At 54.3% G+C, this 15402-nt stretch carries 13 protein-coding genes and 1 tRNA gene; all 14 read left to right on the top strand.

Annotated features, from left to right (window positions below; translation table 11 throughout):
• On the top strand, positions 1–95 hold a 95-nt coding region (locus GH984_RS10595; protein WP_216643650.1), incomplete at its 5' end, for an EF-Tu C-terminal domain-related protein.
• Positions 96–198: 103 nt separating this feature from the next.
• Positions 199–274: transfer RNA gene (locus GH984_RS10600), tRNA-Trp, on the top strand.
• Between the two features lie 30 nt (positions 275–304).
• Positions 305–682, top strand: coding sequence for a preprotein translocase subunit SecE (gene secE, locus GH984_RS10605; RefSeq protein ID WP_153720197.1), 378 nt, complete (start codon positions 305–307; stop codon positions 680–682).
• Positions 683–688: 6 nt separating this feature from the next.
• Positions 689–1222 (top strand): transcription termination/antitermination protein NusG, encoded by a 534-nt coding sequence (gene nusG / locus GH984_RS10610; RefSeq protein ID WP_153720198.1) that lies wholly within the window; start codon positions 689–691, stop codon positions 1220–1222.
• Positions 1223–1296: 74 nt separating this feature from the next.
• The gene (rplK, locus tag GH984_RS10615; RefSeq protein ID WP_153720199.1) at positions 1297–1728 is read left to right on the top strand and encodes a 50S ribosomal protein L11; all 432 of its coding nucleotides are present in this window, start codon (positions 1297–1299) and stop codon (positions 1726–1728) included.
• 4 nt (positions 1729–1732) lie between these two features.
• Complete coding sequence (rplA, locus tag GH984_RS10620) at positions 1733–2425, top strand: 50S ribosomal protein L1 (protein ID WP_153720200.1); 693 nt, start codon at positions 1733–1735, stop codon at positions 2423–2425.
• Between the two features lie 203 nt (positions 2426–2628).
• Entirely contained in the window at positions 2629–3147 is a 519-nt protein-coding gene (rplJ, locus tag GH984_RS10625; protein WP_153720201.1) for a 50S ribosomal protein L10, read from the top strand.
• Positions 3148–3209: 62 nt separating this feature from the next.
• A complete protein-coding gene (gene rplL, locus GH984_RS10630) occupies positions 3210–3587 on the top strand; it encodes a 50S ribosomal protein L7/L12 (protein ID WP_153720202.1) in 378 nt (125 codons plus the stop codon).
• Positions 3588–3732: 145 nt separating this feature from the next.
• Positions 3733–7797 carry a DNA-directed RNA polymerase subunit beta gene (gene rpoB / locus GH984_RS10635; RefSeq protein ID WP_153720203.1) on the top strand — a complete coding sequence of 1355 codons (4065 nt, stop codon included), beginning with the start codon at positions 3733–3735 and terminating at the stop codon, positions 7795–7797.
• A gap of 13 nt (positions 7798–7810) precedes the next feature.
• Complete coding sequence (gene rpoC / locus GH984_RS10640) at positions 7811–12082, top strand: DNA-directed RNA polymerase subunit beta' (RefSeq protein WP_153720204.1); 4272 nt, start codon at positions 7811–7813, stop codon at positions 12080–12082.
• A gap of 117 nt (positions 12083–12199) precedes the next feature.
• Positions 12200–12574, top strand: coding sequence for a 30S ribosomal protein S12 (gene rpsL / locus GH984_RS10645; protein ID WP_153720205.1), 375 nt, complete (start codon positions 12200–12202; stop codon positions 12572–12574).
• 5 nt (positions 12575–12579) lie between these two features.
• Positions 12580–13050 carry a 30S ribosomal protein S7 gene (gene rpsG / locus GH984_RS10650; protein WP_153720206.1) on the top strand — a complete coding sequence of 157 codons (471 nt, stop codon included), beginning with the start codon at positions 12580–12582 and terminating at the stop codon, positions 13048–13050.
• A 21-nt stretch (positions 13051–13071) separates the two neighbouring features.
• Complete coding sequence (gene fusA, locus GH984_RS10655; protein ID WP_153720207.1) at positions 13072–15165, top strand: elongation factor G; 2094 nt, start codon at positions 13072–13074, stop codon at positions 15163–15165.
• Positions 15166–15220: 55 nt separating this feature from the next.
• A partial coding sequence (locus tag GH984_RS10660; protein WP_369692035.1) for a GTP-binding protein occupies positions 15221–15402 on the top strand: 182 nt, incomplete at its 3' end.

The raw sequence follows: 15402 nt of genomic DNA on the forward strand, positions 1-15402 counted from the left end.
TTGCGCCGATTGCCATGGAAGAGGGTCTGCGGTTTGCGGTGCGTGAGGGTGGCCGTACGGTCGGCGCCGGCGTTGTCGCAAAGATCCTGGAGTAAGCCGGCAGATAAAAAGCAGTTGCCACACGCAGGGCTTCCATTGCTCTGCGTTGTGGCGTAGACTGCCGAGTTCGCATTTTGACGGCCGGTCAGTTGCGAGTATAGGCCAGTAGCTCAATTGGCAGAGCAACGGTCTCCAAAACCGTAGGTTGGGGGTTCGAGTCCCTCCTGGCCTGCCATTATTTCGGCCGCGGTGGCATCACGAGTTCATGAGCGCAAAAGAGCAAACCGAAGTTACAACGACAGACAAAGCAAAAGTAGTTCTGGCAATAGGCGTATTCCTTGCTGGGGTTGTTGGCTTTTATCTGTTTGAAGATCAATCACCGCTGATCCGTGTGATCGGCATGGTGGTGGTTGCTATTGCTGCGATTGGTATCGCGATGACCAGTCAGCAAGGGCGTAATGCATGGGCTTTTGCTCGTGAGGCGCGTCAAGAGCTACGCAAGGTTGTATGGCCCACCCGGCAGGAATCAGTGCAGACCACATTAATTGTTTTGGTGATGGTAGTCATCGTTTCTATTTTACTGTGGCTGATGGATATATTTTTCAATTGGGGCGTTGGCGCCCTTGTTAGGCCTGGAGGCTAAATCGGCATGGCTAAGGATTGGTACGTGGTGCATGCGTACTCCGGGTTTGAAAACCAGGTAAAAAAAGCGCTGCTTGAGCGCATTAGCCGCGCAGGTATGGAAGATCAGTTTGGCGAAATCCTTGTTCCCACTGAAGAAGTGGTTGAAATGAAGGAAGGCCAACAGCGGCGCAGCGAGCGCAAGTTTTTTCCAGGGTACGTGTTGGTGCAGATGGAGATGACCGACGATACCTGGCATTTGGTTAAAGAAGTGCCGCGTGTAATGGGCTTTATTGGCGCCTCTCGCGGCAAGCCAAAGCCAATCTCTCCGCGTGAGGCCGATCAAATTTTAGATCGGGTGCGTGAGGGTGTTGAGAAGCCGCGGCCAAAAGTGCTGTTTGAGGTGGGCGAAATGGTTCGCGTTACCGATGGTCCATTTAACGACTTTAATGGCGCGGTAGAAGAAGTGAATTACGAGAAGAGTCGGTTACGTGTAGCCGTGCTCATTTTTGGGCGTTCCACTCCGGTGGAGCTTGATTTCAGTCAGGTCGAAAAGGCCTAAACAGCGTTAAGTCGCTAAGGGAAGCCCGGGTGAAAGCCCCTGGCGTTATTACCCACACTAGGAGTATTTGAAAGATGGCACGTAAAGTTTCTGCCTATATTAAGTTGCAGGTAGCGGCCGGGCAGGCAAACCCCAGCCCGCCCGTAGGTCCTGCGCTGGGTCAGCATGGTTTGAATATTATGGAGTTCTGCAAGGCATTTAATGCGCAGACCCAAGATATCGAGCCTGGTCTGCCAACGCCGGTTGTTATTACCGCGTATTCAGATCGCAGTTTTACCTTTGTCACCAAAACCCCACCTGCTGCTGTGTTGCTGAAAAAAGCCGCCGGTATCAAGTCAGGTAGCGGAACGCCCCACACCAATAAGGTGGGCACCGTCAATCGCGATCAGCTCGAAGAAATCGCTAAGACGAAGTGGCCTGATCTTAACGCCGCTGATATGGATGCGGCTGTGCGCACCATTGCCGGCAGTGCCCGTAGTATGGGCCTTGAAGTAGAGGGGGTTTAAGGTCATGGCAAAGCTAACAAAACGGCAAAAACTGTTTGCAGAAAAAGTTGACCACGAACGGCTCTACCCGGCTGAAGAAGCGTTTACCGTTCTCAAGTCGCTAGCTAGCGCACGGTTTACTGAGTCGGTTGATGTTGCTGTCAATTTGGGTATCGATCCGCGTAAAGGAGACCAAATGGTCCGCGGATCAACTGTGCTGCCAAATGGCACAGGTAAAACCGTCCGCGTTGCGGTGTTTGCGCAAGGCGCCAATGCTGAGGCGGCCGAGCAGGCCGGTGCCGACGCGGTGGGTATGGACGATCTAGCCGAGCGTATGCAAGGCGGCGATCTTGATTTTGGTGTGGTTATTGCCAGCCCTGATGCCATGGGCGTTGTGGGTAAGCTGGGCCGGGTGTTGGGGCCGCGTGGCCTAATGCCGAACCCACGCGTAGGCACGGTTACCGCCGATGTTGCTGCAGCGGTGCAGAATGCTAAAGCCGGTCAGGTGCGTTATCGCGCTGATAAGGGCGGGCTGATTCATTGCAGCTTAGGCAAAGTTGATTTTGAGCCAACGGCACTGGTCGAGAATTTGCAGGCGCTGATTAGCGATTTGCAGAAGATTAAGCCGGCCGCGGCAAAGGGGATTTATCTCAAGCGGGCCACGGTGTCGACCACCATGGGGCCTGGCGTGAGTGTGGATCTAAGTCCTCTGACCTAGGTCAGAGGCTGGATAGGCTGTCGTTGAAGACAGCCGTCAAAGACCGTTTGGTGCAGCAGGGCTGCTGAAAGGTTTAAAAACCGCCATCGGTAGACGGTGTAGCCAAAACAGGAAGGTTTCCTGCACGGACCACCGTTTAAAGGGTGTGATCATTGCTTGAGCTTTGATCACTGTTGCCAACCGCCGTTCCAGGAGGCATTTGGATGGGCGTAAGTCTGGAACAGAAAAAGCGGGTTGTGCAGGAAGTTGCAGAGGTGGCTAATGCAGCCCACTCCGCCGTTGCGGCGGAGTATCGGGGGCTGAGTGCCGGGGATATGGACTCGCTGCGCGTGCAGGCACGAGATTCGGGCGTTTACCTTCGTGTGGTCAAGAATAGCTTGGCTAAGCGAGCGGTAGAGGGCACCGAGTTTGAGTGCATGACAGATGGCTTTGTTGGCCCGCTGTTAATCGCGTTTTCGCAGGAAGACCCCGGTTCAGCTGCGCGTGTTCTTAAGGATTTTTCTAAAGAGCATGAGCAGCTGGTAGTGACGATGTTGGCAGTAGGTGGGGCGCGTTATCCGGGCTCCGAAATTGACCGACTGGCCACACTGCCGACCTATGACGAGGCGATTAGCCTCTTAATGGCGACCATGAAGGCGCCGGTGCAGAAACTTGCTACCACCTTGAATGAGGTGCCAAGCAAGCTGGTTCGCACAGTCGCCGCTGTTAAGGACGCCAAGTAGGTTGTTGCGACTCCTGTCGCTGCCGTATTTAACGATTTTTTGAATTAGTAGGAGACAAAACGATGGCCGTTTCCAAGGACGATATTCTCGAGACCATTTCCAACATGAGCGTCATGGAGGTCGTAGACCTGATTGAAGCCATGGAAGAGAAGTTTGGTGTAACTGCGGCTGCCGCCGTTGCTGCTGCCCCTGCCGCCGCTGGTGGTGGTGCCGCAGCTGCTGAAGAGCAGACCGAGTTTGACGTAATTCTCGCCGGATTTGGCGACAACAAGGTATCAGTGATTAAGGCCGTTCGCGGTGCCACTGGCCTTGGGCTAAAAGAAGCGAAGGAATTGGTTGAGGGCGCACCTGCCCCAGTCAAGGAAGGCGCTTCCAAGGAAGAAGCTGAGGAGCTGAAAACTCAGCTCGAAGAGGCAGGTGCCTCGGTCGAGCTCAAGTAAGCGCTCGGTATTGGCAGGGCCGGTGTCGAAAGTCACCGGCCTCATGCCGTTTTGATGGCGGCGTGTTCAAGCCTGCGGGTGCCTGCTAAAAGCAGGTGCTCGAAGTCTTGCACATGACGGACCCCAACAATGTTGAGGAAGCTCGATGGCCTATTCGTTTACCGAAAAAAAGCGCATTCGTAATGACTTTGGCAAGCAGCCAAACATACTGGATGTACCCTACCTTCTAGCAACGCAGATCGAATCCTACCGAGATTTTCTGCAGCTAAACAAGGACCCCGACAGCCGGGACCCGATGGGGCTGCATGCAGCCTTCGATTCGGTGTTTCCAATCGAGAGCTACTCGGGCAGTGCGCGTCTGGAGTACGTGCGCTATCGCGTTGGAACCCCGGGGTTTGACGTTAAAGAATGTCAGCTGCGCGGTTTAACTTACGCGGCACCTCTGCGCGTGCTCGTGCGCTTGGTTATTAACGACAAAGACACGCGAGCGGTCAAGGACATTCGTGAACAGGAAGTGTACATGGGCGAAATGCCGCTCATGACGCCTAACGGTACGTTCGTGATTAACGGTACCGAGCGAGTTATCGTGCAGCAGCTGCATCGCTCGCCAGGTGTTTTCTTTGATCATGACCGTGGCAAAACGCATAGCTCGGGCAAGTTATTGTTCTCAGCACGCGTCATTCCGTATCGCGGTTCGTGGCTTGATTTTGAGTTTGACCCCAAAGATGCCATCTATGTGCGAATCGACCGTCGGCGTAAATTGCCCGCATCGGTTCTGTTGCGTGGCCTGGGGTACGACAATCAGCAAATGTTGGATCTGTTCTTTGAGAAGAACATTTACCATCTGAATAAAAAAGGCGCTGAGCTTGAGTTGATCCCAGAGCGTTTGCGCGGTGAAACGGCCAGCTTTGATATTGTTGCCGACGGTAAAGTGATTGTTGAGAGTGGCCGTCGCATTACCGCACGCCACATTCGGCAGATGGAAAAAGCGGGTCTTGATAAGCTGCAAGTGCCTGATGCCTATCTGGTTGGCAAAGTGCTGGCATCAGATATTGTTGATAAGGCAACCGGTGAGATTTTGGCTGAGGCCAATGCCGAGCTGACCGAAGAGTTGGTGCAAGCGCTGCGCGATGCGAATGTAAAGACCTTCCCAGTGCTGTTTATTAACGATCTGGATCAGGGCCCCTACGTTTCCAATACCCTGCGCATTGATAGCACCACCACGCCGCTTGAGGCGCTGGTAGAAATCTATCGAATGATGCGGCCGGGCGAGCCACCCACCAAGGATGCGGCTGAAAACCTGTTCTCCAATCTTTTCTTCAGTGAAGACCGCTACGACTTGTCGTCGGTGGGTCGGATGAAGTTCAACCTACGGGTAGGGCGTGAAGAGAGCGAAGGCAAGGGCGTTTTAGATAACCAAGACATCCTTGATGTGCTCTACGAGCTGATTAACATCCGTAATGGCAAGGGATCGGTGGATGATATCGATCACCTGGGTAACCGGCGTGTTCGCTGTGTCGGTGAGATGGCCGAGAATGTGTTCCGCGTTGGCCTAGTCCGTGTTGAGCGTGCGGTGCGTGAGCGCCTCAGCTTGGCGGAAAGCGAAGGCCTAATGCCGCAGGAGCTTATTAATGCCAAGCCGGTTGCGGCTGCCATTAAGGAGTTCTTCGGTTCATCGCAGCTATCGCAGTTTATGGATCAGAATAATCCGCTCTCTGAGGTCACCCATAAGCGTCGCGTCTCCGCGCTTGGCCCAGGTGGTCTAACACGTGAGCGGGCTGGCTTTGAGGTTCGCGATGTGCACCCAACCCATTATGGTCGTGTGTGTCCGATCGAAACGCCTGAAGGTCCAAACATCGGTTTGATCAGTTCGCTGGCCTGTTATGCGCGGCTTAATAGCTACGGCTTTTTGGAAACGCCGTATCGTAAAGTCGTTAATGGCAAAGTCACCGATCAGGTTGAGTATCTCTCAGCCATTGAAGAGAGCCGATACATCATTGCTCAGGCTAACGCCAAGTTAGACGAGAAAGGGCAGTTGGTAGATTCGCTGATCTCGATTCGGCATCAAAACGAATTTGGTATGTCCTCACCAGATAAGGTGGAGTACATGGACGTGTCGCCGAAGCAGATTGTTTCGGTTGCCGCATCGATGGTGCCATTCCTTGAGCATGACGATGCTAACCGCGCGCTGATGGGCTCTAACATGCAGCGCCAGGCTGTGCCCACCTTGCGTACCGAAAAACCGCTGGTCGGCACTGGTATGGAGCGGGCAGTTGCCATGGACTCGGGCGTTACCGTCATCGCCGATCGCGGCGGTGTGGTAGATCAGGTTGATGCCGCCCGCATCGTGGTGCGAGTCAATGACGCGGAAACCCAATCAGGTGAGCCGGGCGTCGATATTTATAACCTGACCAAGTACACGCGTTCTAATCAGAACACCTGCCAAAACCAAAAACCATTGGTGCGGCCGGGTGATCAGGTTGCACGCGGCGATGTGCTGGCTGATGGTCCATCCACCGATATGGGTGAGTTGGCACTTGGGCAGAACATGCGCGTGGCCTTTATGCCGTGGAATGGCTACAACTTCGAAGACTCGATTCTGATCTCAGAGCGGGTGGTTGAGGAAGATCGCTATACCACGATCCATATCGAGGAAATGACGGCTGTTGCACGAGACACCAAGTTGGGGCCAGAAGAAATTACGGCTGATATCCCTAACGTGGGCGAAAGCGCGCTGGGCAAGCTAGATGAGTCTGGCATTGTTTATGTGGGTGCTGAGGTTAACGCCGGCGATATTCTGGTTGGCAAGGTCACACCGAAGGGTGAGACTCAGCTAACACCAGAAGAAAAGCTGCTGCGCGCTATCTTTGGCGAGAAGGCCTCTGATGTTAAAGATACCTCGCTGCGCGTGCCTTCTGGCATGGATGGCACCGTGGTAGACGTGCAGGTCTTCACCCGTGATGGGGTTGAAAAAGACGAGCGTGCCTTGTCAATCGAAGCCGATGCCTTGGCCGATGTGCGCAAAGATCTAGATGATCAGTTCCGCATCTTTGAGTCTGATGCGTTTGCGCGTTTAGAGCAGATGCTCATCGGTTGTGAGGCAGCAGGCGGCCCCGACAAATTGAAGGCAGGCACAAAGATTACTGCTGAGTATCTTGCCGGTGTTGAGCGTAGTCGCTGGTTTGAGATTCGCTTGCGCGATGAAGAGGCAACGGCTCAGCTCGAGGCAGTGCAGGCTCAGCTTAAAGCTCAGCGTGCCGCCTTTGATGAGCATTTTGAAGAGAAGCGCAAAAAGATTACCGCAGGAGACGATTTGGCTCCTGGCGTGCTCAAAATGGTCAAGGTCTACTTGGCCGTTAAGCGGCGCATTCAAGCCGGTGACAAGCTGGCCGGGCGGCACGGTAACAAGGGCGTTATCTCCCGCGTTGTGCCAGTCGAGGATATGCCGTTTACCGAGGATGGGGAGGCAATTGATGTTGTGCTCTCACCTCTGGGCGTGCCATCACGCATGAACATTGGGCAGGTGCTCGAGGTGCATTTGGGCTGGGCTGCGAAAGGCCTGGGTCGACGCATCGCCAGCATGCTTGATGAGGGTGTGGCGATTGCCGAGCTGCGTAAGTTCCTAGATCAAATCTATAACTCAAGCGGTAAGCAGGAAGACCTAGATAGCTTGAGTGATGATGAGATTATGGAGCTGGCTAATAACCTGCGTGGCGGTGTGCCAATGGCCACTCCGGTGTTTGACGGCGCCAATGAGCAGGAAATTAAGAATATGCTGCGCTTGGCCGGTTTGCCTGAGAATGGCCAGATTACGTTATACGACGGTCGTACAGGCGAGGCATTTGATCGCCCCGTAACCGTGGGTTACATGCATATCCTCAAGCTCAACCATTTGGTTGATGACAAGGTGCATGCGCGTTCTACCGGCCCATACAGCCTCGTCACGCAGCAGCCGCTGGGTGGTAAGGCGCAGTTTGGTGGTCAGCGCTTCGGTGAAATGGAAGTGTGGGCATTGCAGGCCTACGGTGCCGCCTACACATTGCAGGAAATGCTGACGGTCAAGTCTGACGACGTGGCTGGTCGCACCAAGATGTACAAAAACATCGTCGACGGCGAGCATCAAATGGAAGCGGGCATGCCCGAGTCCTTCAATGTGCTTGTTAAAGAGATTCGCTCCCTCGGTATCGACATCGAGCTAGAGCAGGACTAATGGGTAACCAAATATGAGAGACCTAATAAATCTGTTCAAGCAGCCGGGCGCTCAGCTCGACGACTTTGACGCCATTCGTATCGGCTTGGCCTCACCGGAGAAGATCCGCTCGTGGTCTTTTGGTGAAGTCAAAAAGCCGGAGACGATTAACTATCGAACCTTTAAGCCAGAACGCGATGGTCTGTTTTGCGCCAAAATTTTTGGCCCGGTCAAAGACTATGAGTGCTTGTGCGGCAAGTACAAGCGCTTAAAGCATCGTGGCGTGGTCTGCGAAAAGTGTGGCGTTGAAGTTACGCTTGCCAAAGTTCGCCGTGAGCGTATGGGGCATATTGAGCTGGCAAGCCCGGCGGCCCACATCTGGTTTTTGAAATCTCTGCCATCGCGCATTGGTTTGCTGCTAGATATGACGCTACGTGATATCGAGCGGATTCTATACTTCGAAGCGTATGTGGTTATTGAGCCGGGCACCACCGCACTAGAGCCGCGTCAGTTACTGACTGATGATGGCTATTTGGATGCAATGGAAACCTATGGTGATGACTTCGTCGCGCTGATGGGTGCCGAGGCGGTTCATCGTTTGCTGAAAGACATCGATCTTTCTGAAGAAACCGTCAAGCTGCGTGAGCAGATGGAAGCTACTAATTCTGAGACTAAACTCAAGCGCTTATCCAAGCGGTTGAAGCTAGTCGAGTCGTTCCTTGAGTCGGGCAACCGGCCTGAGTGGATGATCCTCACGGTAATGCCGGTGCTGCCGCCGGATCTGCGGCCTTTGGTACCGTTGGACGGTGGGCGTTTCGCTACCTCTGATTTGAATGACCTGTACCGTCGGGTGATTAACCGTAATAACCGACTGCGCCGTCTGCTTGACCTATCGGCGCCGGATATTATTGTGCGCAACGAAAAGCGGATGCTGCAGGAGTCGGTAGACGCGCTGCTTGATAACGGGCGTCGGGGCCGGGCCATTACCGGTACGAACAAACGGCCGCTGAAATCGCTGGCCGACATGATTAAGGGCAAGCAAGGCCGGTTCCGCCAGAACCTGCTCGGCAAGCGTGTGGATTACTCCGGTCGTTCTGTGATCGTGGTGGGCCCAACATTACGCTTGCATCAGTGTGGTTTGCCTAAGCGGATGGCATTGGAGCTGTTTAAGCCATTTATTTTCTCTAAGCTGCAGCGGCTTGGTTTGGCAACCACCATTAAGGCGGCCAAGAAGATGGTGGAGCGGGAGACCCCAGAGGTCTGGGATATCCTTGAGGATGTTATCCGTGAGCATCCCGTGATGCTGAACCGTGCGCCAACCTTGCATCGACTCGGCATTCAGGCGTTTGAGCCGGTGCTCATCGAAGGTAAAGCTATTCAGCTACACCCATTGGTTTGCCCGGCATTTAACGCCGACTTTGATGGCGACCAGATGGCGGTTCACGTGCCGCTTTCGCTAGAAGCGCAGCTGGAAGCGCGGGCGTTGATGATGGCAACCAATAATGTGCTATCGCCAGCATCGGGTGAGCCGATCATTGGTGCGTCGCAAGACGTGGTGCTGGGCATTTACTACATGAGTTTGTCGCTCGAGAATCAAAAGGGCGACGGTATGATGTTCTCGGATCTCAACGAGGTTCATCGCGCCTACAACAGTGGCAACGTCAGCCTGCATGCACGCGCCAGTGTTCGCATTCATGAGGTCGTCATTGACGATGAAGGCGGTCGTGCCGAAGGTATTCGCCGCGTTGATACGACGGTTGGCCGTGCACTGTTATTCGACATTATGCCGAAAGGTCTGCCGTTCGATCTGGTCGATCGGGATATGACCAAAAAAGCGATTTCCGCGGTTATCGATCAGTGCTATCGCCGCCTGGGTCTGAAGGCCACGGTGATCTTTGCTGATCAGCTGATGTTCCTTGGCTTCCGTATGTCCACCCGCGCTGCTGTATCGATTGGTATGGAAGACATGGTGGTGCCGGAAGAAAAAGTCCAAATTCTTGCTGAAGCCGAGAACGAGGTGAAGGACATTGAAGATCAGTACGCGTCTGGCTTGGTAACCAATGGCGAGCGCTACAACAAGGTGGTAGACATTTGGTCCCGCACCAACGATGAAGTGGCCCGTGCCATGATGGATAAGTTGGGCAAAGAGATTGTGACCAACGCCGAAGGTAAAGAGGTGGTGCAGAAGTCCACCAACTCTATCTTTATGATGGCCGACTCGGGTGCGCGTGGCTCTGCTGCGCAGATTCGGCAGTTGGCCGGTATGCGTGGCTTGATGGCCAAGCCGGATGGCTCGATCATCGAAACACCCATTACGGCTAACTTCCGTGAAGGCCTGAACGTGCTTCAGTACTTCATCTCCACTCACGGCGCGCGGAAAGGCTTGGCCGATACGGCGCTTAAGACCGCCAACTCGGGTTACCTCACGCGTCGCTTAGTCGACGTATCGCAGGATCTGGTGGTTACCGAAACTGACTGTGGTACCCATCGTGGTCTGCGTCTCACACCGCTAATTGAAGGCGGCGATGTTGTGGAAGCGCTCGGTGAGCGGGTGCTCGGTCGTGTGGTGGCACAGGATGTTGTGCAGCCAGGTACCGGTGAGATTTTGGTTGAACAAGGCTCGCTGCTTGATGAGCGTCTTGTTGAGCGCATCGAAACCGAGGGTGTTGACGAAATTTGGGTTCGCTCGCCAATTACCTGTGAAACCCGCCATGGCGTATGCGCAAGCTGTTATGGCCGCGATCTAGCTCGCGGTCATGTGGTGAACGTGGGTGAGGCTGTTGGCGTTATCGCCGCGCAGTCCATTGGTGAGCCGGGTACGCAGTTAACGATGCGGACCTTCCACATTGGTGGTGCGGCCTCGCGTGCTGCATCCATTAATAATGTGCAGGTTAAGAGCACCGGCTCCGTTCGTTTGCATAACTTAAAGACGGTTGCGCATCACTCTGGCAACTTGGTTGCGGTGTCTCGCTCTGGTGAAATTACGGTGATCGATGAGGCAGGCCGTGAGCGTGAGCGGTATAAAGTGCCTTACGGTGCAACAATCGCTGTTGCCGATGAGCAGCCGGTAGATGCCGGTCAGATCGTGGCAACCTGGGATCCGCATACCCATCCAATCATCACCGAGGTGAAGGGTCGTCTGAAATTCTTCGACTTTGTCGAAGGTGTGACGGTGAACCGTGAGGCCGATGAGGTGACCGGGCTGACCAGTCAGGTTGTGACGGATCCGAAGAGCCGCGGAACGGGCGAACATCGCCGTACCGTGGTCGACGATAAGGGTAAGACGGTTGAAGAGCGTGTGGCCTATAAAGACCTGCGTCCGATGGTTAAGCTGGTCGACGATGAAGGTAACGACCTGAATCTGGCCGGCACCGATATCCCGGCTAACTACTTCTTGCCTGCCGGCGCTATCGTGAACGTGGATGATAACTCTGAGGTGAATGTGGGCGATGTTATCGCGCGTATTCCGCAGGAGTCTTCCAAAACGCGTGATATCACCGGTGGTCTGCCCCGAGTGGCAGATTTGTTTGAGGCAAGAAAGCCCAAAGAACCAGCCATCTTGGCCGAGGTTTCCGGTACGGTGTCCTTCGGCAAAGATACCAAGGGCAAGCAACGTCTGGTCATTACCCCGGCAGAGGGAGAGCACTACGAAGAGCTCATTCCGAAGTGGCGGAACGTGACGGTGTTTGAGGGTGAGTACGTTGAAAAGGGTGAGGTCATCGTTGATGGTGAGCCGAATCCGCACGATATTCTCCGCCTGCTTGGTGTGCCGGAGTTTGCGGCCTACATGGTTAAGGAAATTCAGGACGTCTATCGCCTGCAGGGTGTGAAGATCAACGATAAGCATATCGAGGTCATCAGCCGGCAGATGCTGCGGAAGGTGGAAATTAAAGAATCGGGCGATAGCAAATACCTGCGTGGTGAGCAGGCCGATTGGGCGCGGGTTGTTGAAGACAACACCGAGCTTGAGAAGCAGGGCAAAATGGTCGCGGTATTTGAGCCGCAGCTGTTGGGTATCACGAAGGCATCGCTGGCAACCGATTCGTTTATTTCGGCCGCTTCCTTCCAGGAAACCACGCGTGTGCTGACTGATGCGGCAACACGTGGCGCGCGCGACGACCTTCGCGGGCTGAAAGAGAACGTGATTGTTGGCCGGTTGATTCCGGCGGGTACGGGCTATGCGTACCATCAGGATCGTCAGCGTCGTCGCCTCGAGGGGCCGGCGCCAATGATCCCAATGGCACCGCAGTTTGGTCTTGCTGGCGCGCCAGCAAGTCTGGATGATGCGCGGTTGCCCGAAGAGTAGGAAAATACGCGGGCGGACGTTAGTTGACAGTACTTGCGTCCCGCCCATACACTTGGCGGCTTTCTTCGGGTTAGAGCATCTAACCTGAATCGATTAAATGACTGGAGTCAAAGGTTAATGGCCACGATTAATCAGCTGGTGCGCAAGCCTCGCAAGCGCCCTCGCGAAAAGAGCAATGTGCCTGCGCTAGAGGCCTGTCCGCAGCGTCGCGGCGTGTGCACTCGGGTTTACACCACTACGCCTAAGAAGCCGAACTCCGCGCTTCGTAAGGTGGCGCGTGTGCGTCTTACCAACGGGTATGAGGTTTCCTCCTACATCGGTGGTGAGGGGCATAACCTCCAAGAGCACTCGGTCGTGTTAATTCGCGGCGGTCGTGTAAAGGATTTGCCAGGTGTTCGTTATCACGTGGTACGTGGATCTCTCGACACCGCGGGTGTTGCGGCACGTCGTCAGGGTCGTTCGAAGTACGGCGCCAAGCGTCCTAAGGGTTAATTGAAATGCCAAGAAGAAGAGAAGTCCCCAAGCGCAAAGTGCTCGCGGATCCAAAATACAACAGCGAAATGCTCACTCGTTTTGTCAACATGATTATGCGTGACGGTAAGCGGGCAGTAGCAGAGAAGATTGTTTACGGTGCGTTAGATCGCATTGTTGAAAAGGGCCATTCCGATCCAATGGAAGTGCTCGAAACCGCGCTTGAGAACATTCGGCCCGTCGTCGAAGTAAAATCTCGGCGTGTGGGTGGCGCAACCTATCAGGTACCGGTTGAAGTTCGCCCCCAGCGGCGCAACACGTTGGGTATGCGGTGGGTTATTGACGCGGCGCGTAAGCGTAGCGAAGCCACCATGGGGCATCGGCTCGGCAATGAATTGCTGGAAGCTGCCGAAGGTCGCGGCAGCGCCGTGAAGAAGCGCGAAGATACGCATCGTATGGCAGAAGCCAACAAAGCGTTCTCGCATTTCCGCTGGTAAGAATTCAAAGGAAGTATTGATTTGGCACGTAAGACCCCACTAGAGCGCTATCGCAATATCGGCATCATGGCGCACATTGATGCCGGTAAAACTACCGTTACCGAGCGCATCCTGTTTTATACGGGCATCTCTCACAAAATGGGCGAGACCCATGAGGGTGCCTCAGTGATGGACTGGATGGAGCAGGAGCAAGAGCGTGGTATTACGATCACCTCTGCTGCTACCACCACGTTCTGGCGGGGTATGGACCAACAGTATCCAGAAACACGCATTAACATCATCGACACCCCTGGCCACGTTGACTTCACGATTGAGGTGGAGCGTTCTCTGCGGGTGCTTGACGGCGCAGTCTGTGTGTTAGATGCCAACGCGGGTGTTGAGCCGCAGACCGAAACGGTCTGGCGTCAGGCAAACCGCTACGGTGTGCCGCGCATGGTGTTTGTGAACAAAATGGATAAGCTCGGCGCCGATTTCTTCCGGTGCGTGGATATGCTCAAAGAGCGGCTGGGCTGTAACGCCGTGCCGGTGCAGCTGCCAATCGGTGCCGAAGATGATTTTGCCGGTGTAGTCGATTTGATTCGTCGTAAAGCCATTTACTGGAATCAGGACGACATGGGCGTGAGCTACACGCAAGAAGACATTCCGGCAGAGCTGGCTGATAAAGCGGCCAGCTTCCGTGAAGCCCTAGTCGAGGCGGCTGCTGAAGGCAGCGAAGAGCTAATGGAAAAGTACATCGGTGGCGAAGAGCTGACGGTGGAAGAAATTAACTATGGCCTGCGCGTGCAAACACTCGCCAATCAGGTGGTGCCTGTGCTGTGTGGCTCGGCGTTTAAAAACAAAGGCGTCCAGGCCATGCTGGATGCGGTAATTGAGTACATGCCTGCGCCTTCAGATGTTGAGGGTATTCAGGGCGAGCTTGAAGACGGCTCGGTTGTGGTGCGTGATTCTTCTGATGATGCGCCCTTTGCAGCGCTGGCGTTTAAGATCGCAACCGACCCCTATGTGGGTACGCTGACGTTCTTCCGGGTGTATTCGGGTGTCGTTAAAACAGGCGATTCGATTTACAACCCGGTTAAAGGTAAAAAAGAACGATTGGGTCGTATCGTGCAGATGCACTCCAAAGAGCGTAAAGAAATTGACGAGGTGCGTGCTGGCGATATCGCAGCAGCCATCGGTCTAAAAGACGTCACCACTGGTGATACGCTTTGCGACAACGCTAACAAGGTCACGCTGGAGCGCATGGAGTTCCCAGACCCCGTGATCTCGGTGGCGGTAGAGCCGAAAACCAAGGGCGACCAAGAAAAAATGGGCATCGCGCTGCAAAAGCTGGCGCAAGAAGATCCATCTTTTCAGGTGCGTACAGACGAAGAATCAGGCCAAACCATTATCTCTGGTATGGGTGAGCTGCATCTTGAGATCATTGTTGATCGCATGAAGCGTGAGTTTAAGGTTGAGGCCAACGTGGGTGCGCCCCAGGTTGCCTATCGTGAAGCGATCCGCAAAGAAATCGAAGTGGAAGGTAAGTTTGTGCGTCAGTCCGGTGGTCGTGGTCAGTACGGTCACGTCTGGATTCGCATGCGCCCACGGGAGCGTGGCGAAGGCTACGAATTCCACAATAAAATTGTGGGTGGTGTGGTGCCTCGTGAATACATTCCTTCAGTGGATAAGGGTATTCAGGAGCAGATGGAAAACGGCGTGCTTGCCGGATTCCCGGTCATCGACCTCGAAGTTGAGCTTTTTGATGGCTCTTACCATGATGTCGACTCTTCTGAAATGGCGTTTAAAATTGCCGGTTCCATGGCATTTAAAGAAGGCTTCATGAAAGCCGAGCCTGCGTTGTTAGAGCCGATGATGAAGGTAGAAATCGTTTCACCTGAAGATTTCATGGGTGATGTGATGGGCGATATTAATCGCCGGCGCGGTATGGTTCAGGGCATGGAAGATGGCCCGGCCGGAAAGATTATTCGCGCAGAAGTGCCGCTGAAGGAAATGTTCGGGTATGCTACCGACCTCCGCTCAGCGACGCAGGGGCGCGCTGCTTACTCTATGGAGTTTGCGGGCTATCAGGAAGCGCCAAGCAGTATTGCTGAAGAAGTGATTAAGAAGGCTGGTTGAGCATAGGGTTCAGCCAGTAGATTTTTTTTGGTTTTGTACGGGTAAGAGGTGAGTCGTGTCCAAGGAGAAGTTTGAGCGCACTAAGCCGCATGTAAATGTTGGCACGATTGGTCATGTTGACCATGGTAAGACGACGTTGACCGCGGCGTTGACGAAGGTGTTGTCGGAGCAGTTTGGTGGTCAGGCGCGTGCGTTTGATCAGATTGACAATGCGCCGGAGGAGCGTGAGCGTGGTAT

Source organism: Spiribacter salilacus, assembly GCF_009649225.1.
Taxonomy (GTDB): Bacteria; Pseudomonadota; Gammaproteobacteria; order Nitrococcales; family Nitrococcaceae; genus Spiribacter; species Spiribacter salilacus.

Coding starts and splice junctions, on each gene's coding strand:
- nusG (WP_153720198.1), top strand. CDS start 689: ATGGCTAAGGATTGGTACGTGGTGCATGCGTACTCCGGGTTTGAAAAC.
- rplL (WP_153720202.1), top strand. CDS start 3,210: ATGGCCGTTTCCAAGGACGATATTCTCGAGACCATTTCCAACATGAGC.
- rpoC (WP_153720204.1), top strand. CDS start 7,811: ATGAGAGACCTAATAAATCTGTTCAAGCAGCCGGGCGCTCAGCTCGAC.
- rpoB (WP_153720203.1), top strand. CDS start 3,733: ATGGCCTATTCGTTTACCGAAAAAAAGCGCATTCGTAATGACTTTGGC.
- secE (WP_153720197.1), top strand. CDS start 305: ATGAGCGCAAAAGAGCAAACCGAAGTTACAACGACAGACAAAGCAAAA.
- rplA (WP_153720200.1), top strand. CDS start 1,733: ATGGCAAAGCTAACAAAACGGCAAAAACTGTTTGCAGAAAAAGTTGAC.
- rplJ (WP_153720201.1), top strand. CDS start 2,629: ATGGGCGTAAGTCTGGAACAGAAAAAGCGGGTTGTGCAGGAAGTTGCA.
- rpsL (WP_153720205.1), top strand. CDS start 12,200: ATGGCCACGATTAATCAGCTGGTGCGCAAGCCTCGCAAGCGCCCTCGC.
- rplK (WP_153720199.1), top strand. CDS start 1,297: ATGGCACGTAAAGTTTCTGCCTATATTAAGTTGCAGGTAGCGGCCGGG.
- rpsG (WP_153720206.1), top strand. CDS start 12,580: ATGCCAAGAAGAAGAGAAGTCCCCAAGCGCAAAGTGCTCGCGGATCCA.